The organism is Corallococcus sp. AS-1-6, assembly GCF_020037015.1.
GTDB lineage: Bacteria > Myxococcota > Myxococcia > Myxococcales > Myxococcaceae > Corallococcus.
This window is the reverse complement of sequence record NZ_JAIQDE010000018.1, coordinates 145,865-166,493: the sequence shown is the minus strand read 5'-3', so window position 1 is coordinate 166,493 and position 20,629 is coordinate 145,865. Positions and strand designations below refer to the sequence as shown.

Sequence of the window (20,629 nt, the reverse complement as noted above, 5' to 3'; positions counted from 1 at the left end):
GGATGGGAACGCAAGGCTGGTTGGAAGCCGCGCACCCTAGACACCGGAGTTTCCGGGAGTCAAGTGGGGCGCCGCGCCAGGTGGTGATCCGTGTTCTATGAACGCCCGGCCGGGTCCGCATCTGTCCTACCCGGCCGGTGCCCCCTGCCCGCTCGCCCCGTGTGGGACAAGCGGAGCGCTACCCCTCGCGCCGGAATGTTTCCCGGGCGATGACCATCCGCTGCACCTCGCTGGTGCCCTCGTAGATGGTCTGCACGCGCGCGTCCCGGAAGTAACGCTCGACCGGGAACTCGTCGATGTAACCGTAGCCGCCGTGAAGCTGCACGGCCTTGTCCGCGACCTTGTTGCTCATCTCGCTGGCGAAGAGCTTCGCCATGGAGGCCTCGCGGGTGAACGGCTGGCCGGCCTCCTTGAGGGCGGCGGCGCGCAGGGTGAGCAGCTCGGCGGCGTCAAGCTGGGTGCGCATGTCCGCCATCATGAAGCGCGGGGCCTGCAGGTCCGCCACGGCCTGACCGAAGGCCTTGCGGTCCTTCGTGTAGGAGACGGTCGCCTCCAGCGCGGCGCGGCCGGTGCCGCACGCCTGCGCCGCGATGCCGATGCGCCCGCCGTCCAGCGCCATCATGGCCAGGCGGAACCCGTCGCCCTCCTTGCCCAGGAGGTTCGCCGCGGGCACTTCGCAGTCCTCGAAGGTGAGCCCCACGGTGTTGGACGCGCGCAGGCCCATCTTGTCCTCGTGCTTGCCCACGTGGAGGCCCCTGGCGCCGCCCTCCACGATGAAGCAGGACAGGCCCTTGTTGCCCGCCTGGCCCGTGCGGGCCCACACGACGATGACGCCCGCGTAGGCGCCGGAGGTGATCCACTGCTTGCTGCCGTTGAGCACGTACGTGTCGCCGCGCTTCACGGCGGTGGTGCGCATGGCGCCCGGGTCGGAGCCCGCGTGCGGCTCGCTCAGGGCGAACGCGCCGACGATGGCCTCACCGGAGGTGATGCGCGTGACGTACTTCTCCCGCTGCGCGTCGGTGCCCACCGCGTGGATGAGCTCCGCGCACATGTTGGTGACGGCCATGGCCACGGACACGGAGGCGTCCGCGGCGGCCATCTCCATCATGGCCAGCGCGTAGGACACCACGCCGGCCTCCGCGCCGCCGTACTTCCCCGGCAGGTTCACGCCCAGCAGGCCGACTTCCGCCAGGGCCTTGAAGACTTCCGGGTCGAAGCGCTCCTCGCGGTCCGCGGCGCGGGCGTGCGGAGCCACGCGCTCGCGGGCGAACTTGCGAGCGGTGTCACGGATGAGCGTCTGGGTCTCGGTGAGGTCGAAGTTCACGGGCGCGGGTGTCCTGCTACTCGATGGCCTTGAGGTTGAACGGGTACTCGATGGGGTGGTCGCGGCCGTCCGGGGGCTTGGGGAAGTCCATGGACGACAGCACCGCCACCACGCAGTCGTTGAGGCCCGCGTCCTTCAGCGTGCTGCCGTGCTTGTCGATCTTCGCGCTGCGCACGGTGCCTTCGGCGGTGATGGTGAAGGTGGTGCGCAGGAGGCCCTCCACCTTCTTGTCCTTCTCCACCATGTGGTCCTCGTAGCACTCCTGGATGCGAGGCATGTGGTGGGCCATCACCTGGCGGATGGAGTCCGGGGTGAAGGGCAGCCGGCTCACGTCCAGCCCGTCGTCCTTCTTGGGCGCGGGCGTCGCCGGAGCCGTCGCCGGAGCGGGCGTGGCCTTCTTCTTCGACGAGCCCTGGGCGAGCGCCAGCGGAGAGGCCAGGCCCAGGGACAGGAACAGCACGGGGAGGAGCGCGCGCTTCATGACCGGGTGACTACTCCTTCAGCAGGTTGGCGGAGATGACGATGCGCTGGATCTCGCTCGTCCCCTCGTAGATTTCGGTGATGCGCGCGTCGCGCACGTGGCGCTCGGCGTCCATCTCCTTGCTGTAGCCCATGCCGCCGTGGATCTGCAGGGCCTTGTTGGCCACGCGGCTGGCCATCTCGCTGGCGTAGAGCTTGGCCATGGCGCTCTCCGGGCTGTGGCGCACGCCCTTGTCCTTCATCAGCGCCGCGCGCCACACGAGCAGGCGGGCCGCGTCGATCTCCATGGCCATGTCGGCGATCATGAACTGGATGGCCTGGTGGTCGCGGATGGGCTTGCCGAACGTCTTGCGCTCACCGGAGTAGCGGACGGCCTCCTCGAAGGCGGCGCGCGCGATGCCCAGCGCCTGGGACGCGATGCCGATGCGGCCGCCGTCCAGGGTGGACATGGCGACCTTGAAGCCCTCGCCCTCCTTGCCCAGGCGGTACTTCTCCGGGACGCGCATGTCCTCGAAGAACATGGAGCAGGACCAGGCGGCGCTGATGCCCATCTTCTTGTCGGGCTCCGCGCGGGTGAATCCCGGCGTGTCGGTGGGCACGAGGAACGCGGTGATGCCCTTGTTGCCCGCTTCCTTGTTCGTCATCGTGATGAGGACGATGGCGTCGGCCTTGGGGCCGTTGGTGATCCAGTTCTTGGAGCCGTTGATGATGTACTCGTCGCCGCGCTTCACGGCGATGGTCTTCTGGGCGGCGGCGTCGCTGCCGGCCTCCGGCTCCGTCAGGCCGAAGCAGCCGATCTTCTGGCCGCTGGCGAAGGGCTTGAGGAACTGCTCCTTCTGCTCGGGGGTGCCGAACTTGGACACCGGGTCGCAGTAGAGCGAGTTGTTCACGCTCATGATCACGCCGGTGGAGGCGCAGCCGCGCGAAATCTCCTCCATGGCGATGGCGTAGCAGACGTTGTCCAGGCCCGCGCCGCCCCACTCCTCCGGCACCGCGATGCCCAGCAGGGACAGCTCCGCCAGCTTCTTCACCGCGTCCGTGGGCCACGCGTGCTGTTCGTCCCACTTGCGGGCGTTGGGGATGAGTTCCTTGGCGGCGAACTCGCGGCACAGCCGCTGGATCTCGCGCTGGATGTCGGTCAGCTCGAAGTTCATGGTGGACCTCCCATAGTACGGGGTCCGCCCGGGGGCTACTCCGAAGACGCCCCTCCCACCCCGGGAGCAGGAATCCGGGTCCCAAAGAACATCGCCAGCGGCACCGTCACGTCGAAGGACACGTCCGTGCGAGCCCCCGCGTCCGTCCAGGCCCTGCGCACCACCACCGACACCGTCCAGGGTTGGGTGTCCCGGTGCCGCTCAATCAAGTCGTAGGTGAGCCCCACCCCGGCCACCCCGCCCTTCCCGTCCCCGCCCCACACGCCCGCCCCCTCGGCCAGCACGCCGAAGCGGGACGCGTCCGGGAAGGCGTACACGCGCCCTCCGGCGAGCAGGCGGAAGGTGGCCGGCCTCAGCCGGAGCTGGGGCTCCACGAAGGGCGACAGGATGAGCGTGGGCCCCGGAACGTCCAGGGGCGGCGTGGCCCACGGGTGGATGGGCCAGGAGAGCACCCAGCGGGCGCCGTCGCCCCACTCCCGGCGCAGGTCCGGGATGGCGGGCTCCAGGAAGCACAGCGTGTAGAGACACAGCGTGCGCTTCCAGGACACCAGGGCCGGGGCGCGGGGCTCCTGTCCGGAGACCTCCTCCGCCCGGGCCGGCGGCGCGGCCAGGAAGCACAGCAGGCTCCCGGCCGCGACCGCGTGCTTCACGTCACTTGCCCTGGAAGTTGGCCGGACGCTTGCCCAGGAACGCGGCCATGCCCTCGCGCTGATCCTCCGAACCGAAGAGGACGGCGAAGCCCTGGCGCTCCAGCTCGTTGGCGGCGCGCAGGTCCTGGTCCGCGCCGTACTCCACCACGCGCTTGGCCTGGGCCACCGCGAGCGGGCCGTTCTTGAGGATCTTCGCGGCCACCGCCTTGACGTGCTCCATCAGCTTGTCCGCGGGCAGCACGTCCAGCACCAGGCCGATCTCCTTGGCCTTGGCGGCGTCCAGGCGGTCCGCGGTGAAGAGCAGCTCCTTGGCGCGGGCGCGGCCCAGCAGGCGCGTGAGGCGCTGGGTGCCGCCGAAGCCGGGGATGACGCCCAGGGTGACCTCGGGCACGCCCAGCTTGGCCTTCTCCGACGCGTAGATGAGGTCGCAGCCCAGGGCCAGCTCCAGGCCGCCGCCCAGCGCGAAGCCGTTCACGGCCGCGATGGTGGGGATGGGCAGGTTCTCCAGGTGCTCGAAGACGCGGTGGCCCAGGGCGGAGAACTCCCGCGCCTGCGCGGCGCTGATGGTGGCCATCTCCGCGATGTCCGCGCCCGCCACGAAGGCCTTGTCGCCGCCGCCGGTGACGATGAGCGCGCGCGTGTCGGCCGTCAGCGAGTTCAGCGCGTGCTCCATCTCGTGGAACGTGGCGCTGTTGAGCGCGTTGAGCGCCTTGGGCCGGTCCACGGTGAGGATGGCGAGCGCGCCGTCCTTCTCGAACTTGATGTTCTGGTAGTCCATGTGCGTGTGGGCTCCTGGAGGGGGCTAGTACTTGTAGAAGCCGCGGCCGGACTTCTTGCCGTACCAGCCGGCGTCCACGTACTGGCGCAGCAGCGGGCACGGGCGGTACTTGGAGTCCCCCAGGCCCTTGTGCAGCACCTCGGCGATGTAGAGCACCGTGTCCAGGCCGATGAAGTCCGCGAGCTGCAGCGGGCCCATGGGCTGGTTGGTGCCCAGCTTCATCGCGGTGTCGATGTCCTCCGCGCTGCCCAGGCCCTCCATCAGGGCGAAGCAGGCCTCGTTCAGCATGGGGATGAGGATGCGGTTGACGATGAAGCCCGGGTAGTCCTTGGAGACCACCGTCGTCTTGCCCATGCGCTCGGCCATCGCGCGGATGGTGGCGTACGTCTCATCGCTGGTGGCCGCGCCGCGGATGAGCTCCACCAACTGCATCACCGGCACCGGGTTCATGAAGTGCATCCCGATGACGGACTCGGGGCGCTTGGTGGCCGCGGCGATGCGGGTGATGGGGATGGAGGACGTGTTGGTGGCGAGGATGCCGCCGGGGCGGACCACCTCGTCCAGCTCCAGGAAGATGCGGCGCTTGAGGTCCTCGTTCTCCGTGACGGCCTCGATGGCGACGTCCACGTCCTTCGCCTCGCGCGCGCTGGTGAAGGTGGCCAGGTTCGCTTCGGCGGCCTGCTGCTTCGCCGCGTCCAGCTTGCCCTTCTCCACCAGCTTCTTGAGGCCCGCCTTGATGCGGTCCGCGCCCTTGGCGAGCCCGTCCTTGTTGACGTCCACCAGCGACACGCGCAGGCCCGCCTGGAGCGCCACCTGCGCGATGCCCGCGCCCATCTGCCCTGCACCGACGACGACGATGTGTTCCGTTGCCATGGCGTCTTCTCTCCTGTGCCGGCGGCCATAACGCACGCCTCCAGGAGGGTCAACGCCGGTCAGCGGCTGGCGGCGGGCAGTCTCAACGGGACGACGATCGCCTTCGCCTCGCCCACCATCAGCCGGCCGCGAATGACGTCGCGTTTCTCACGCCCCTCCACCTGGAGGAACAGCAGCGTGCGGAAGGTGCCCTCCGGGAGGTCCACCTTGAAGGTCACCTCCATGGGCGGGCCGTCCGCGAAGAAGCGCTCCTCGCGCTTCACGATGTGCTCCTCGGAGTCCAGCACCTGGAGGTCCAAGGCGCGCACGTCGCCCCAGCCGTCGCCCTCCAGCCGGTAGATGAGCTGGCGCTCCGGGACGTCCGTCACCCTCCACAGCCACAGGCCCAGCGCGACGATGGCGATGAGCGCCAGCCGCTTGGGCAGGGGGTGCGTGCGCCAGGTGCGGCGCGGGGTTTCCGGGGCCGGAGGGGCCGGTGCCTCTTCCGCCACGTCCCTACTCCCGCTTCGAGCGCTTGGAGGCCGGCCGGCGCGCGTTCACGTCCGTGATGACCACGCGCGCGGTGGGCGCCTCCGCGGCCTTCCTGTGGGCCTTGGGCGGGTGCGGCTCCGGCGCGGGCGCCTCTTCCGACTTCTCCGACGGCACCAGGCGGATCTGCGCCTTGACCTCCACCGTCATGCCGGAGAGCAGCTTGAGGAACTCGTCGCGCAGCTTCTCCGACTGCATGAAGCGGCGCAGCTCCTCCGTGACGACGCGGCTGATGTCGTCCTTGGTCTTCTCCGCCTGGGAGAGGAGGAAGCCCAGCGCCTCCTTGGGCAGCTTGAGCTGGCCGGCGAGGGCCCGGATGCCCTCCTCGCCCATGAAGACCGCGCCCATGCCGGCCACCGCCATGCGCCGCACGAAGTCCGGCACGAAGCCGCCCGAGCGGCTCTCGCGGCCGGGCTGCTGCTCCGAGTCGTCATCGAACAGCGGATCGTGCGGAAGGTCGTCGTTGCCGGCCGGGGCCATGCGGTCTCCTCTTCAGGTTGAGCCCTACCGGGCCTGCATCACCGGCAGGGGCACGCTCTTCATGGACTGCGCGGACACGCGGCCCGCGACCGCGCGCGCGACGTCCTGGAAGGCCTTCGCCTCCGGGCTGTCCTTGTGCCCCACCACCACCGGCACGCCGGAGTCTCCCGCTTCGCGCACCTTGAGGTCGAGCGGGATCTCCCCCAGGAATGGGATGCCGAACATCTCCGCCGCCTTGTGGCCGCCGCCGTGGTTGAAGATGGGCGTGCTCTTGTTGCAGTGCGGGCAGATGAACTGGCTCATGTTCTCCACGATGCCCAGCACGGGGATGTGCACCTTGTCGAACATCTGCTTGGCGCGCACCACGTCCGCCAGGGCCACGTCCTGCGGCGTCGTGACCAGCACCGCGCCCGCGGCCCGCACGGACTGGGACAGCGTCAGCGCCACGTCGCCCGTGCCCGGGGGCAGGTCCAGGATGAGGTAGTCCAGCTCACCCCAGTTCACGTCGCGCACCAACTGCATGAGGGCGCCGTGGAGCATGGGGCCGCGCCAGATGAGCGCCTGATCCGCCTCCACCAGGAAGCCGATGGACATGATCTTCAGGCCGTGGGCGACCAGCGGATCCAGCGTCTTGCCGTTGGGGCTCACCGGGCGCTTGTCCGCGGTGCCCGTCATCAGCGGCACGGAGGGGCCGTAGAAGTCCGCGTCCAGCAGGCCCACCTTGGCGCCGTGCTGCGCGAGCGACGTGGCCAGGTTCACCGCCACCGTGCTCTTGCCCACGCCGCCCTTGCCGGCGCCCACGAGCAGGATGTTCTTCACGCCCGGCAGCAGCGCCCCGCCGGAGCCCCCGGCGACGCCGCGCACCTGGGCGCCCCACTCGATGTCGAAGGACTTCAGGCCCGGCACGGCCTTGAGCGCCGCCTCCGCGTCCGCCTGGATCTTCCCCTTCATGGGACACGCGGGCGTGGTCAGCTCGATCTTCAACTTCACCGTGTCGCCGGTGACGCGCACGTCCTTCACCATCCCGGCCTTCACCAGGTCGACGTGCAGTTCGGGATCGATCACCTTCGACATGGCCGCCATCACATCGGCCTGGGACACGCTCATCGGGACACCTGAAACCTTTTGAAAACGGGCGTTTGCACGCTCGAAGGGGGGCGGAGATTGCCAGCACTCCGGGGGCTGTCAACGTCGTTTAACGCACATCTCCGGAGGCCGCCCGGCCTTCCGCCGGCCCTGGATCGCGCCCGGCTTCTGGCCCTCATTCGATGGCGGCCACCCGGTACTCCCCGTCTTCCAGCACCAGCCGCACGGCGCGCTCGCCGCCCAGGGGGAACAGGGCCTCGCCCGCCGCCACGCGCACGTGGGTGTTGAGCGCCAGCCGGGCGCGGCGCAGGCGCTCCTTCGCCAGGGGCTCGCGCTCGAAGTCCTCCTTCAGGCGCTCCGGGGTGTAGCGGGCCCTCAGCGGCGAGGCGAGCAGGCCCCACGCGCCCTTCCAGTCCCGGGAGTCCACCTCGTCCAGGAACTTCTTCAGGGCCGCGCGGGGCACGTCCGCGGGGCGGGACTCCACCACGCGCCAGTCCTCCCCCTGGCGGGCCAGCGTGACGGACGGGGCCCGGGCCTCCAGCGCGGCGGTGCCCGCGCGGACGGCGGCGGCGCGCTCCTTCCGGGCGGCCTCGTCGGAGTACTCGTCCAGGTAGGCCCCCTCGCCCTCCGGGGCGCCGGTCGTCAGGCGGTAGGCGTCCGACAGGCGGTTCTCCTCCAGCGCCTTCGCGTACGCCTCCGCCACCGAGGCAGGTTCACGGGACGCGGTGGCACAGGCGGTGCCGAGCAGCAGGAGGCTCAAGGGGGCGAGGCGGGTCATCACTGGCGCGGCAGGGTAGACGCCGGCTCCGGGGCCGGCAATGCCCGGACGTCCGCCCCGTCGGTGCTCCGGCGGACGAACGGTCAGCGGCGCAGTTGCCGGAAGAGCCAGACGACGATGTCCACCAGGTCGACGCCGTCCGACGCGTCCTCCAGGTTCGGGTAGTTGGACGGATCCCGGTCCTTGGGGAGGCTGTTGCCGGACACGGCGCCCTTGGGGCGGTGCTCGCGGCAGTAGAGGTCGCCGTTGAACGCGAACGCCTGGGGCACGGAGACCTGGATGCCGCATTGGACGCAGGCCAGCGGGGAGCGCACGCCCAGCCCGCCCGTGGGCGAGTCCGACGGCGGCAGCGGGGCCGTGGCGCCCGGGCCCCTCCACGGATCCGCGCCCCCGTCCGTCGCCGGGGCGACCTCCCAGCCCCTGGACGCGGGCTGCGCCTTGGGGTGCGTCACGACGGCGTTCTCCAGGGCCTCGAACTTGCCCGCGTCCAGCCAGGTGCCGCCGCAGTGCGTGCACAGGTCCACGTTGCACACGCGCGCGTTGACCAGCGCCAGCCGCGCGCCGCAGCCGGGACAGCCCAGGGGCGCGCTGTCGCAGGTGGCGCAGACGGCCATGGCGCGCGGGATGAGGTGCCCGCCCGTGCGGCAGCGCGACGCGGCCTGCCTCGCCGCGGTCAGCAGCGGCTTGAACGAGGGCCGGTCCGGAAAGCGCTCCAGCTCCCCCCGGTCGAAGTACAGGCCGTGGCAGCGCGGGCAGACGTCCACCTCCACGTCGGAGGCCTGGACGACGTTCAGGGGCTGGCTGGGGCAGACCGGGCAGGAGCGGGCCATGCCGCGCATGCTAAGGGGCGGATTCCCTCCGTGAAAGGGCGCGCGCTCACCCGTCGAGCCGGCGCAAGGCCCTGGCACCCTGGAGGCTCCAGGCCGCGGTGCAGAAGGCGTACGTGGCCGGGTGCGCCGCGCCCATCAGCAGCTTGAGCAGCGACAGCCTCGCGCGAGCGTCTCCGTAGCGCACCAGCTCGAAGTCGTCCGACGGGACGCGCGCCTCGTCCAGCGCGTGGCGGCAGACCTCCTCGAAGCCGCCGATGCGGTCCACCAGCCCCGCCTCCTTCGCGCGCAGCCCGGAGTAGACGCGCCCCTCCGCGCGCTGGTGGATCTCCTCCTTCGTCCGGCCGCGCGCCTGGGCCACCAGCTCCAGGAAGGACTGGTAGCTCTCCTCCACCTCGCGCTCCAGCGCGGCGCGCTCCTGCGGCGTGAAGCCCCGCGACGAGGAGAAGAAGGCCGCGTTCTCCCCCCGCGCCAGCGTGGTGCGGTGGATGCCCAGCTTCTCCAGCAGCTCGCCGTACTCGAACTTGCCCACGAACACGCCAATGGAGCCCACGACGGCGTGCGGCGCGGACCAGATCTCCTTCGCGCCGATGGCCGCCATGTAGCCGCCGCTCGCGCAGATCTGATCCACGTACGCGATGACCGGCTTCTGCTTCGCCACGCGCTTCACGGCCTCCAATATCTGCTCGGACGCGAGCGCGGATCCGCCGGGGCTCCCCACCGCCAGCACCACGGCCTTGGCGCGCGGATCCCTGCCCGCCTTGCGCAGCGCCTTCACCACCGAGTCCGCCGCCGCGAACCGGCCCGCGCCGCCGCTGCCCGGGATGATGATGCCCGCGACGTCCACCACCGCCAGCCGGGGCTTGCGGCGCAGCCGGCGCCACCTCACCGGCGGGAACGCGAGCGTCGCCAGGTACGCGTCATAGGTGGGCACCGGGGGCTCCTCGTCCTTCTTCGCCTCCAGGCCCAGGTGCGCGCCCAGGTCCGCCTCGTGGACCAGCCCGTCCACCAGCCCCGCCTCCAGCGCCCGCTTCGCGCTGTAGGGCCCCGCGTCGATGAGCGCCCGCGCCTCCTCCTGCGTCTTGCCCCGGTCGCGGGAGATGGCGTCCACCAGCACGCCGTAGCGCTCGTCCAGGAAGGACTCCAGCGTCTGGCGCTGGATGTCGGACACCTTGCCGTCCGTGAAGAGCTCCGGCGCCGTCTTGTAGTCGCCGCGCCGCGCGAAGTGCGCGTGGATGCCCACCCGGCCGAAGGCCTCGCCCAGCACCGTGGCCTCGGCGGCGTAGCCCACCAGCTCCACCCGGCCCATGGGAGCGAGCAGCACCTCGTCCGCCGCGCCCAGCACGGGGTAGGCGTCCGTGTCCACCATCACCGCCCAGGACACCACCCGCTTGCCGGCGGCCTGGAAGTCCGAGAGCAGGGCGCGCAGGGCCTCGCGCTTCGCGTCCGGAATGGACAGGCCCTCCAGCTCCAGGAGGATGCCCTCCACCTTCGGATCCGCGGCCAACACCTTGAGTGCGCGGCCCAGCGCTTCCAGTGAGGTCACCGTGGCGGGCTCCGGCCTGGCGCCGCCGAAACGGAGACGTTGCACGGGGCGCGGGCGGTACGGGAGCTCGCCCGAGAGCCGGAAGCGGATCCACGTGGGTCGTTTGCGCGCCGCCATCAGACGAAAGGGCAGGCCCAGGAGCAGCCGCAGCCCCAGGAGGAGGTTCGCCACGAGGAGGAAGGGAAGGCGGAGCATGCCGCGCGCGTAACGCCCCGCGCCGGGCGAAGCAACCCCTGTTCACCCGCGCCAGGAGGCTCTGTTAGGCTCAAGGCCCATGCCCTCCCCCTCCCTCCCCCGGCTTGTCCTCGTCCTCGCCCTTGTCTGGGGCGGCGCTGTCCTGGCGCAGCCCCAGCGCCGTCAGCCCCAGGAGTTCCAGAACCGCAAGGAGTTGACCCAGGAAGAGAAGGAGGCCGCCAAGGCGCGCGCCATGGGCAACAACCTCAACGGTTACGGCAAGGACGTGCAGATCAAGGAGACGCCCATCCCGTGGATGGCCATCGGCCTCGTGGGCATCGTCTTCCTCGTCGCCGCGCCCTTCGCCATCCGCGCCTACCGGGGCACCGTGCGCGAGATGTCGGACGCCAACACCTTCGGCGCCCGCGGCGGAGCCACCGAGGACGAGGCCTAGACAGCCCCGCCATCCCCCCCTCACGCCGGGCGGACCTCCACGCTCCCGCCCGGCTCCACCTGGAGGTGCACCGGCAGGAAGCGCCGCAGCACCTCCGCCTGGACCGTCAGCGCGTCGGTGATGCGCGCGGCGGTGAAGCGCGTGGTGCCCGGCGTCACCGCCCCCAGCCTCCCCGACGCCAGGAGCGCCGCCGGCAGGAGCAGTTGCTCCGCCAGGTGCTCGTCGATCGCGCCGCCCGTCTGCATGAAGCGGGTCAGCGCCTCCGCCGCCTCGCGCCCCACGCCTTCCGCGTCCAGGCCCCGCTCGCCCAGGGACGTGAAGGCCGCGACGGTGTGCTCGAACTGCGCCAGCACGAAGGTCGCGGAGCCCTGCGAGCGCGTCACCGCCAGCGGGCGGTTGTCCGCCTCCGCCAGGATGCCCCGCTCGCGCAGCGCGGCCACCGCGGCGCGGGACTGACGCTCCGCCACCGCGAAGGGCAGCCCGCCCACGAAGGACATCACCCGCACCTCCCGCAGCACGCCGCGCGCGGGCAGGTCCACGCGCACGGGAGGTTCGGCCGGGGCGCCCACCTCCGCGGTGAACTCGCCCGCGCCCTCCGGGAGGAAGCCCGCGTGGGTGAGCGACAGTTGCACGGGCAGCCCGTACGCGCGCGCCACCGGCAGCCACGCGCCGACGAGCGCGTGGAAGCTGGGGCCGCCCCGCAGGTGCGTGGCGCCCCGCAGCGTGAGGCGCCCTCCGCCCGCGAGCGCCAGCGGGTACACCAGGCACTGGAAGAGCCGGGGCGTGCTGCCGGACGCGCCGGCCTCCAGCAGGTAGTCCCCCGCGCGCACCGGGCCCGGGGTGAAGCGCAGCTCCGTGGAGCCCACGGAGGCGCCCTCGCTGGTGCCTCCGCTCAGCGCCTCCGCGCCGCGCACGTAGGCCAGGTGGTGGGGGCGCAGGCCCGGCGGGTCGCGGTGCTCGCGCAGCCCGCTGAGCTGGAAGGGACGGCCGGTGATGAGCGACAGGGACAACGCGGAGCGGAGGACGTGGCCGCCCCCCTCCCCCAACTCTCCATCGAGCAGCACCCTCCCGGCGTCGGGCCGGTCGTGACCGGTCATGTCCCTCCCGTCATGGCGTGTCGTGGCGCGCGGCCCCGCGAAGGGCCGCACGCGAGGTGGCGGTGCGCAGCCTAGCAGACCGCGCGCGAGCGGACCGGGGTTCTACTCGTCCAGCGCGGGCAGGACGTTCACCTTCAACGCGCTGGGCTGGGCGGCCGTGTGGTGCAGCCGGTGCATCGCGCGCACGAAGTCCGTGGGCTTCGCTTCGTAGATGCTGGGCACGAAGGTCTGCGGGTTGCGGTCGATGAAGGGGAACCAGCTCGACTGCACCTGCACCATCAGGCGGTGGCCGCGCTGGAAGGTGTGGAACACGTCGTTGATGACGAAGCGCACCTTCGTCACCTCGTTGGGCGTGAAGGGCTTGGGCTGGGAGTAGCTGTCGCGGAAGCGGCCTCGGAACGGCTCCCCGCGCACCAGCGTCTGCTGCGCGCCCCGGTTGCGCTCGCCGGACTGCTCCTGCTCCTTCGTCCAGCCGGGCACCTTCCCGGGGTTCACGTCCACCAGCTTCACCACCCAGTCCGCGTCGGTGCCCGTCGTGGAGACCCACAGCTCCGCCTCCAGCGGGCCCGCGAGCGTGAGGTCCTGGGTCAGCGGCTCCGTCTGGTACGTGAGCACGTCCGGCCGGCGCGAGGCGAAGCGCTGATCCTCCGTCATGTACGTCTTGGACCAGCCGGGGCTCAGGTCCTGCGTGTACGGCACGGGCTTCGCCGGGTCGCTCACGTATTCGTCGAACGACGGCGCCGGCGCCTTGGGGGCCTGGAACGTCAGCGCGCCCTGGGGCTGGAAGTACAGGCGCGCCTCCTTCGTGCCCCTGGGCGGCCAGGCGTCCAGCTTGCGCCAGCGGTTGGCGCCGCCCTCGAAGACGAGCGCCTCCGGCACGGCCGCGTCCGGGCCGCCCTTCAGGTGCTGCTTGAAGAACGCGAGCACCAGGTCCTGGTACTCGGCGGCGGTGGGGAAGCCGAAGTCCGCGTCCCCCAGCGACGTGCCCTCCGAGCGCATCCAGCCGCCGTGGGGCCAGGGGCCCATCACCAGCGTGTTGGCGATGCCGGGGTTCTGCTTCTCGATGGCGGCGTACGTGCGCAGCGGCCCGTAGAGGTCCTCCGTGTCGTACCAGCCGCCCACCACCATCACCGCCGCCTTGATGTTCCTCAGGTGCGGCAGCAGGTTCCGCGCCTGCCAGAAGGCGTCGTAGTTGGGGTGCGCGACCAGGTCGTTCCAGAAGGCGATGTCGCCCTGGAAGTGCTTCGCGTTCGCGTTGGACAGCGGGCCCAGGTCCAGGAAGAACTGGTAGGCGTCCGGGGTGCCGAAGTCGAAGGACTTCCAGTCGGTGTCGTCGGTGGGCGCGGGGCGGGGCTTGCCGAAGATGGAGAAGAAGCTGAACGCGAGCTGCAGGTTGAGGGCGCCATGCCGGTGCATGTCGTCCCAGAACCAGTCCGCGATGGGCGCCTGCGGCGACACCGCCTTGAGCGCGGGGTGCGAATCGATGGCGCCCGCGGACGTGTAGAAGCCCGGATAGGACACGCCCCACATGCCCACCTTGCCGTTGTTGTGGGGCACGCGCTTCACCAGCCAGTCGAGCGTGTCGTACGTGTCGCTGCTCTCGTCCACCTCCTTGCCGCGCTTGGTGTCGCGGTGGGGGCGCACGTTGACGAACTCGCCCTCGGACATGTACCGGCCGCGCACGTCCTGGAAGGCGAAGATGAAGCCCTCCTTCTCGAAGGCGGGCAGGGACAGGGTCTTCGGATAGCGGCCGGCTCCGTAAGGCCCCACGGAGTATGGCGTGCGCGTCAGCAGCACGGGGTAGCGCTTCTGGGGGCTCGCGTCGTTGGGCACGTAGAACGTCGTGAAGAGCTTCACGCCGTCGCGCATGGGGATGCGCACCTCGTACTTCGTGAAGTGCGACCGGACGTACGCGGCGCGTTCATCCTCCGGGCTCGCGGGCGGCCTGGGCGGCGCGGCGGGGGCCTGCGCGAGCGCGGGGCCGGACAGGGAGAACAGCGCGAGCGCGGCCAGGAGGCCGCGGGGGTGGAAGGACATGCTCCCCTCCTCTTTGCGGGAAAAACGCGGGGGAAATTCGGAAGGAAATGCATCTTGGGCGATGCCGCCGGGGCACGAAAGCTGGATCGCCCGCCGCATCGCGCCGCGCTCGGAGCGTGCAAGGGTTGCACACGCTCCTCGCATGCGCGGCACGGCAAGCCTTGCATGCACGGCAGGGTTTGCACGCTCCGCACAAAGCAGACCTCCGCTGTCAATTTCGCGCGCGTCCCCCGTTCCTTGGGCATCGGGGACGCGTTGGTGCGCCCCACGGATTCGAAGGCCCTGGGGAGACGAACACATGAAGGCGAGCAGCGGAACGGTGACGCGGTGGTGCCTGGTGATGGGGGTGATGACGGCCCTGGGCGCGGCGGCGGATCCGCCGCCGGTGAACAGCGCGCAGGGCGCGCGGCTGCACGGCTCGGAGCGCTTCGAGACGGTGAACATCCCGCTGGGCTCCTTCGAGCCCGCCTCGTCGCCCGCGGGGTTCACGTGCACGAAGACCGCGTTGATGGTGGGTGGGCGGCTGGTGGGCTACCAGTCCTGCCCGGGCGCCAATCCGCCGGCGTGGTTCCTGGAGGGCACGGAGCTGGTGGGCTCGGCCTTCCGCGCGCCCTTCGAGGGGCGCTCCGTGAAGCTCACCATCGAGGAGGCCCGCTGTCACGCGAGCATCTCCGGGCCCACCTACGCGTGCACGACGCAGAACCTGGCGGACGGCAAGGCGTTCTGGGAGTACCGCGTGACGGCGACGCCGGAGGACACCCTGTCCCAGCCGCTGTGCCCCACGGGCAGCGGCTTCGCGCTCGCGGCGCCCCACGCCTGGTCCGCGGGCGGCGAGCTGCTCCCGAACTCCGAGTACTTCACCTTCGCCTGCGCGGCGAAGAACGAGGGCACCGCGACCCAGCCGTTCTTCGTGGGCGGCGGCGTCATCGCCAAGTGCATCGACTGGGGCTATCCGCCCTGGGCCACGACGTTCCCGCTGGACGTGGCGATGGACTACCACCAGCTCTGCACGCGCATGGCCACGGCGGACTACTGCGGCGAGGGTCGCAGCAACACGCTGGACGGGACGCCGCTGAAGTTCATGGGGCCCAAGGACGCCATCCTGCTGAACGCGGGGGGCCTGCCGGCCACGCTGGAGGGCTACTCCCTGGAGGCGGTGTGGAAGGTGGATGACTGCGGCGGCGTGCGGCCGCTGTGCCTGGGCAAGAAGCGCTGGGACACGCTGCCCCTGGAGGCCACGTGCGTGAACCGCAAGCTCCTGCTGGCCCCGCGCGCGGCGCGGCCGTGCGATTCGCTGAACCTGTCGTCCCAGGCGGACGCGACGCTGCTCGTCTCCTATTCGCTCTTCATCGACCGCTCGTTGGTGACGTTCAAGGACGCCAACGACCAGCTCCTGACGACCACCGCGGTGACGGTGGATCCGCAGACCGTCGAAGGCGGCAGGAACGTGACGGGGATCCACCTGGACCTGGACGGCAACGGGGTGGCGGACGTGACGCCGTTCACCGCGCTGCGCAAGGAGGGGCCCATCCTCTCCCCCAAGCTGCCCGCCAACATCCGCGCGCGCATGAGCAAGTTCATCAAGCCGCTGTACCGGTGCGCGGACGGCAACGGGCGCTACCTGCTCACGGACAAGTCGACGTGTGACGGCGCCCCCGGCTTCTTCCTCAAGGTCATCAACGGGGACCAGGCCATCGAGGGCTTCGTGTACAGCGCCGTGGACATGACTGGCGCGGGCCAGCGCCGGCCGCTGACGCTGTGGCGGTCCCTGGTGACGGAGGGCGTCTACGCGACGTCCACGCAGGCCCCACCCGGGTTCACGTTCGTCCGGGAGCTGGGCTACCTGCCGGCGGTGGGGCAGTTGCCGGGGCGCGACCTGTAGTCAGGGCACGGACGCGCACACGCGCATCCCGATGAAGGGGAAGCGTGTGCGCGGCTCGCCGTCGCCGTGGTTGAGGGCCCGGGCGGTGAGCGCGTCCTGGTAGAACGACCCGCCGCCGTACGCGGGCGTGCCGTTCGTGTCCGTCACCAGCCACTCCCAGACGTTGCCGGCCAGGTCCGCCACGCCGAAGGGGCTGTCCGACGCGGGGTGCGAGCCCACCGCGTCGGGTCCGAAGGCGCGCGGCTTGCGGCCGTAGGTGGCGTCGAAGTTGGCGTCGTCCGGCGCGAGCACCGGGCCGTGCGGGTAGTCGCGGCCGTCCGCGCCCCGGGCGGCGCGTTCCCATTCGCGCTCGGTGCACAGGCGCGCGCGGGGCAGGCGGCCGGTGACATCCAGCCAGGCGGTGTACGCGCGGGCGTCCTCCCAGGAGATGCCGGACACGGGGAAGCGGCGCCAGTCCTGCTCGGCGCGCACGGTGCGGTCCTGGTAGCGCAGCGGCTCCCCTTCCCTCGCCTGATACGTGACGCCTTCGTGCTCCAGGTGGAAGGTCCAGGTGCCGTCCGCGGCGGGGCGCAGCTCGATGGTGCCGAAGTAGTTGGTGCCTCGGGGCCTGCGCGCGGCGCGCTCGGACGCGGGCAGCTCGCGCAGCCAGCCGAGCCAGTCCGCGTATGTGACTTCGTGGCGCGCGATGAGGAAGGCGCCGGTGGTGAGCGGGTGCATCGGGCGCGTGCGGATGACCGTGCGGCGGATGGTCTCCGGATCGCCGCTGCCGTAGAGGAAGCGGCCCGGGGGCACGTAGACGTAGCCGTCCGGGACGTGTTCGGGGATGGGGACCCGGGCCCGGAAGGTCTCTCCGCGCGTGAGCAGCACCGGGTAGCGCACGGGCGGGCGGCCCGGGAGCGTGAAGGTCAGCCGGTGCGAGCCGGGCTCCAGCGTGAGGCCAGGGGCCGTGGGCGTCGTGGCGAGGGTCCTGGGCTCGGACGCGCGCGGCGGGCCGTCGGGTTGGGGCTCGAGGGCCTCGACCTGGACGGTGGCGCCCGGGGGCTCGCTGTCCAGCTCCAGGCGGGCGGGAGCGGTCAGCTTCCGGCGCGTGGTGGCGCCGGGGTCCAGGGCTTCCAGGTGCTGCGTCAGGGCCTTCCGCGCGGTGAAGTCGCGGTCGCGCTCCGCGATGAGGATGCGCTGGAGGAGGACCTCGGCGACGTGTTGGTCCAGGGCGGGGTTCTTGCCCGGGCCCACGCGTGTCCGCGCGGCTTCGAGGAGGCCGCTGGCGTCCTGGTAGCGGCGGGCCTGCTTCGCGCCCAGGTCCAGGGCCTGGGCCCAGAGGGGCTCTGCTTCGGCGGAGCGGTCGGTGTCGAACGCGGTGAAGGCCTGTGTGCGGAGGGCTTCGATGCGGGCGTCCAGGGCGTGCGCTTCGTCGACGAGGGACGCGGCGGAGCGCATGGCCTGCTCCGCGTCGATGCGCCGGGACCGTTCGCCCCACCAGCCGCCGCCCAGGAGGAGGGCTCCCGCGAGCCCCGGGAGCGCGAGCACGCGCGTGACGCGGAGCCACCGTGGACGCGGCGGCGGTGCGGGGACTGGGGTGGCGCCGCGCGAGGTGAGGGACTCCAGCGCTTCGCGCAGCGCGTCCGCGGACTCGAAGCGGGCGAACGGATCATGCGCGAGGCAGCGCGCGAGGACGGCGGCGAAGGTGGCGTCGACGCCGGGGACGGCGGCGTCCAGCGGCTCGAAGGTCCGGTGCCGCGCTGGCGCCTCCGCGAGCGGTCCCGGCGTGGGGCCTCCGCACAGCTCGTAGAGGAGCACGCCCAGGGAGAAGAGATCGCTGCGGACCGTGGCCGGTTCACCTCGCCAGACCTCGGGCGCCATGTAGAGCGGCGTCCCGATGCGGCCCGTGGACACCAGGTCCGCGGGACCGAGGAGCCGCTCTGGCGGAAGCGGAGTGGACGTCGCGGTCCGCTGCGCGATGCCCGCGTCCGAGATGTCCAGGGGGCGCGGGGAGGCGCCGCCGGAGCCGCCGGTCCTCGGGGGAGACCCCGGCACGTCGACGGTCGCCGTGCTTCGCGGATCCACCGGGCCCGGCACGTCCACCGTCGCCTCCCCCGCGACGGGCGTGGCACGCGGTGCCTGGAGCACGGGCCCGACGGGCGCCATCGCCACGTCGAGCAGCTTCGCCACGCCGAAGTCGAGCAGCTTCACCTGCCCGTCCTCGGTCAGCAGCGCGTTCGCGGGCTTGAGGTCCCGGTGCAGGACACCCTGCCGGTGCGCCGCCGCCAGCCCCTTCGCCAGCCCGATGCCAATCTCCCGCACGCGCGTCCACGGCACCGGCCGGGCCAGCCGGTCCAGGCTGTCACCTCGCAGGAACTCGGAGACGAGATACGGCCGGTCCTTCACCTCGCCCACGCGGTGGATGCCCACCACGTTCGGGTGTTGGACCCGGGCAATCGCCCGCGCCTCCGTGCGGAAGCGCTCGCGCTGCACCTCATCCGGCGCGACGCCCGCGATGAACTTCACCGCCACCAGCCGGTCCAGCACCGTGTCGTGCGCCAGGTACACCTCGCCCATCGCGCCGCGCCCCAGCGGCCGCACCAGGCGGTACTCCCCGAACGTCGCGGGCGGCTGCCACGCTGGAAGCGGCTCGCTCCTCATCCACCCGCCGGGCCGCGGTCCCGCGAGGGCACGATGCGGTGCTGCTTCAGCTTGAACGCGAACGTGCGCAGCGGCATCCCGATGAGCTGCGCCGCCCGCGTCTGCACCCCACCCGTCGCCTCCAGCGCCTCCATCATCCGCTGCCGCTCCAGCGTCCGCAGCTCCTCCGCCAGGTTCTGGAACGTCTTCGGCGGCTGCGTCCTGGCTTCCGCCCGCTCGGGTTCCGGCTCCGGCTCCACCGCCGCGCGCAGGGACTCCGGCAGGTGTGACGGCTCCACCACCGGCCCGGGCGACGTGGCCACCGCGTACTCCACCGTGTTCTTCAGCTCGCGCACGTTGCCCGGCCACGCGTGCGCGCCCAGCACCTCCATGGTCGCCGCGGACAGGTGCGGCGGCGGACGGCCGGCCCTCGCGCACGCGTCCTCCAGGAAGGCCCGCGCCAGCAGCGGCAGCTCCCGGGGCCGGTCCCGCAGCGGGGGCAGCACCACCACCGCCGCGGACAGGCGGAAGAACAGGTCCTGCCGGAAGCGCCCCGCCTTCACCTCATCCGCGAGCACCCGGTGCGTGGCCGCCACCACGCGCAGGTCCACCGGCCGCTCGCGCGAATCCCCCAGTCGGGTGATCACCTGCTGATCCAACGCGCGCAGCAGCTTGGCCTGGATGGGCAGCGACAGCTCCGCCACCTCGTCCAGGAACAGCGTCCCGCCGCTCGCGCGCTCCAGCAGGCCCGCCCGCGCCCGGTCCGCGCCGGAGAACGCGCCCCGCTCGTGGCCGAACAGCTCCGCCTCCACCAGGCTCTCCGGCAGCGCCGCGCAGTTGAGCGGAACGAACGGCTGCTCCGAGCGCGGCGACCAGTGATGCACCGCCCACGCCGCGTTCTCCTTCCCCACCCCCGTCTCGCCGTGGATGAGCACCGGCAGGGGGCTCGCCGCCAGCCGGCGCAGCAACTCGAACAGCCGCGTCAGCGCCGCGTCCGCCACCACCACCGACCGCTCGCCCAGCGCCAGCCGGTACATGGACGGTCCGCTGACCCGCGTCCCGCCCGGCTCCGCCGACAGCGCCGCCGCCTTCGCCGCGCCCAGGAGCGCGTCCCCCTGCATCCCGTCCCCCGGCGCGGACGCCAGCCCTCCACGCACCCGTCCGGCCAGCGGCGAGAGCACCGACACCAGGTGCGCCGCCGCCGCCTCCGCCTCCTCGCCGGCCAGGTCCGGGAGCAGCACCATCAGCGTGCCCCCCACCTGCCCCACGGCATCCATCAACCGCAGCGCGCCGTGGAGCGCCCGCACCAGCTCCACCTGCGGCACCCGCGCGGACTCCACCTCCAGCGCCAGCACGCTCACCGCCAGCCCGGAGCCGCGCACCCGGTCCAGCTCCTCGGAGAGCCGGGCCCGCAGCCCCTCGGCCTCCAGCGCCCGCCGCTCCGGCAGGGGCCGCTCGCCCTGGTGGAACACCAGCGTCACGTTGCCCAGCGTCACCACGTCGCCGCCGTCCAGGGGCCGGGTGCCCTGCACCCGCTCGCCGTTGACCCGCACGCCGTTGTGGCTGCCCAGGTCCGCGATGAAGGCCTCACCCTCCGCCACGCCCACCCGCGCGTGCTGGCGGCTCACCGACGCGTCCTCCACCACGACGTCCGCCCCCGCCGCGCGGCCAATCACCACCGACCCCTCCCGGGGCAGCGGCACCACCGTGGAGGTGTTCCCCTGCACGAGCAGCAGGTACAGCCGATCCGCCGGGGCGGCGCGGCCGGGCCCCCTGCGGGAGTCCTCGGTGTCCATCAGGTCGCGTGACGGCATTCCCTGAAAGAATGCCCAGGCCCTTGAATTCCGGGCAACCGGGTAGAC

Annotated in this window: 18 protein-coding genes; 2 read left to right on the top strand and 16 right to left on the bottom strand. The window is 72.0% G+C overall.

The genetic code is table 11. The features are described from left to right. Nucleotides 1-178: 178 nt before the first annotated feature. The 12 genes from K8612_RS24175 to sppA form a co-directional block, all read right to left on the bottom strand. On the bottom strand, nucleotides 179-1,324 hold the full coding sequence (locus tag K8612_RS24175; RefSeq protein WP_223743096.1) for an acyl-CoA dehydrogenase family protein: 1,146 nt from the start codon (nucleotides 1,322-1,324) through the stop codon (nucleotides 179-181). Nucleotides 1,325-1,340: 16 nt separating this feature from the next. Next, nucleotides 1,341-1,805 (bottom strand): AgmX/PglI C-terminal domain-containing protein, encoded by a 465-nt coding sequence (locus tag K8612_RS24170; protein ID WP_223743095.1) that lies wholly within the window; start codon nucleotides 1,803-1,805, stop codon nucleotides 1,341-1,343. Between the two features lie 10 nt (nucleotides 1,806-1,815). Continuing rightward, the gene (locus K8612_RS24165) at nucleotides 1,816-2,958 is read right to left on the bottom strand and encodes an acyl-CoA dehydrogenase (RefSeq protein WP_223743094.1); all 1,143 of its coding nucleotides are present in this window, start codon (nucleotides 2,956-2,958) and stop codon (nucleotides 1,816-1,818) included. A gap of 35 nt (nucleotides 2,959-2,993) precedes the next feature. Beyond that, a complete protein-coding gene (locus K8612_RS24160) occupies nucleotides 2,994-3,608 on the bottom strand; it encodes a hypothetical protein (protein ID WP_223764025.1) in 615 nt (204 codons plus the stop codon). Between the two features lies 1 nt (nucleotide 3,609). Beyond that, nucleotides 3,610-4,386: an enoyl-CoA hydratase-related protein gene (locus K8612_RS24155; protein ID WP_223743092.1), complete on the bottom strand. Its 777-nt coding sequence runs from the start codon at nucleotides 4,384-4,386 to the stop codon at nucleotides 3,610-3,612. 24 nt (nucleotides 4,387-4,410) lie between these two features. Further along, nucleotides 4,411-5,259, bottom strand: a complete 849-nt coding sequence (locus K8612_RS24150; RefSeq protein WP_223743091.1) for a 3-hydroxyacyl-CoA dehydrogenase family protein — start codon at nucleotides 5,257-5,259, stop codon at nucleotides 4,411-4,413. Nucleotides 5,260-5,318: 59 nt separating this feature from the next. Beyond that, complete coding sequence (locus K8612_RS24145) at nucleotides 5,319-5,750, bottom strand: hypothetical protein (RefSeq protein WP_223764024.1); 432 nt, start codon at nucleotides 5,748-5,750, stop codon at nucleotides 5,319-5,321. Between the two features lie 4 nt (nucleotides 5,751-5,754). Continuing rightward, complete coding sequence (locus tag K8612_RS24140; protein WP_223764023.1) at nucleotides 5,755-6,267, bottom strand: hypothetical protein; 513 nt, start codon at nucleotides 6,265-6,267, stop codon at nucleotides 5,755-5,757. A 24-nt stretch (nucleotides 6,268-6,291) separates the two neighbouring features. After that, complete coding sequence (gene apbC / locus K8612_RS24135; protein ID WP_223743088.1) at nucleotides 6,292-7,374, bottom strand: iron-sulfur cluster carrier protein ApbC; 1,083 nt, start codon at nucleotides 7,372-7,374, stop codon at nucleotides 6,292-6,294. 154 nt (nucleotides 7,375-7,528) lie between these two features. Then, nucleotides 7,529-8,131, bottom strand: coding sequence for a hypothetical protein (locus K8612_RS24130; RefSeq protein WP_223764022.1), 603 nt, complete (start codon nucleotides 8,129-8,131; stop codon nucleotides 7,529-7,531). 83 nt (nucleotides 8,132-8,214) lie between these two features. Then, on the bottom strand, nucleotides 8,215-8,961 hold the full coding sequence (locus tag K8612_RS24125) for a zf-TFIIB domain-containing protein (protein ID WP_223764021.1): 747 nt from the start codon (nucleotides 8,959-8,961) through the stop codon (nucleotides 8,215-8,217). A gap of 46 nt (nucleotides 8,962-9,007) precedes the next feature. Beyond that, nucleotides 9,008-10,699, bottom strand: coding sequence for a signal peptide peptidase SppA (sppA, locus tag K8612_RS24120; RefSeq protein ID WP_223764020.1), 1,692 nt, complete (start codon nucleotides 10,697-10,699; stop codon nucleotides 9,008-9,010). 79 nt (nucleotides 10,700-10,778) lie between these two features. On the opposite strand from sppA, the gene K8612_RS24115 reads away from it, so the two are divergent. Further along, complete coding sequence (locus tag K8612_RS24115) at nucleotides 10,779-11,132, top strand: hypothetical protein (protein WP_223764019.1); 354 nt, start codon at nucleotides 10,779-10,781, stop codon at nucleotides 11,130-11,132. A gap of 20 nt (nucleotides 11,133-11,152) precedes the next feature. On the opposite strand, the gene K8612_RS24110 is transcribed toward K8612_RS24115, so the two are convergent. Together K8612_RS24110 and K8612_RS24105 are read right to left on the bottom strand one after the other, a co-directional pair. Next, nucleotides 11,153-12,229: an RNA 3'-terminal phosphate cyclase gene (locus tag K8612_RS24110; RefSeq protein ID WP_223743083.1), complete on the bottom strand. Its 1,077-nt coding sequence runs from the start codon at nucleotides 12,227-12,229 to the stop codon at nucleotides 11,153-11,155. Between the two features lie 102 nt (nucleotides 12,230-12,331). Continuing rightward, nucleotides 12,332-14,266 carry a CocE/NonD family hydrolase gene (locus K8612_RS24105; protein WP_223764018.1) on the bottom strand — a complete coding sequence of 645 codons (1,935 nt, stop codon included), beginning with the start codon at nucleotides 14,264-14,266 and terminating at the stop codon, nucleotides 12,332-12,334. A 298-nt stretch (nucleotides 14,267-14,564) separates the two neighbouring features. Here K8612_RS24105 and K8612_RS24100 point away from each other — a divergent pair, with 298 nt between their 5' ends. Then, nucleotides 14,565-16,148, top strand: a complete 1,584-nt coding sequence (locus K8612_RS24100) for an ADYC domain-containing protein (protein WP_223764017.1) — start codon at nucleotides 14,565-14,567, stop codon at nucleotides 16,146-16,148. Here K8612_RS24100 and K8612_RS24095 read toward each other — a convergent pair whose 3' ends face one another. Together K8612_RS24095 and K8612_RS24090 are read right to left on the bottom strand one after the other, a co-directional pair. After that, on the bottom strand, nucleotides 16,149-18,788 hold the full coding sequence (locus K8612_RS24095) for a bifunctional serine/threonine-protein kinase/formylglycine-generating enzyme family protein (RefSeq protein WP_223764016.1): 2,640 nt from the start codon (nucleotides 18,786-18,788) through the stop codon (nucleotides 16,149-16,151). Next, nucleotides 18,785-20,581 carry a sigma 54-interacting transcriptional regulator gene (locus K8612_RS24090; RefSeq protein WP_223764015.1) on the bottom strand — a complete coding sequence of 599 codons (1,797 nt, stop codon included), beginning with the start codon at nucleotides 20,579-20,581 and terminating at the stop codon, nucleotides 18,785-18,787. The genes K8612_RS24095 and K8612_RS24090 overlap by 4 nt, the downstream gene beginning before the upstream one ends. Nucleotides 20,582-20,629: the final 48 nt, after the last annotated feature.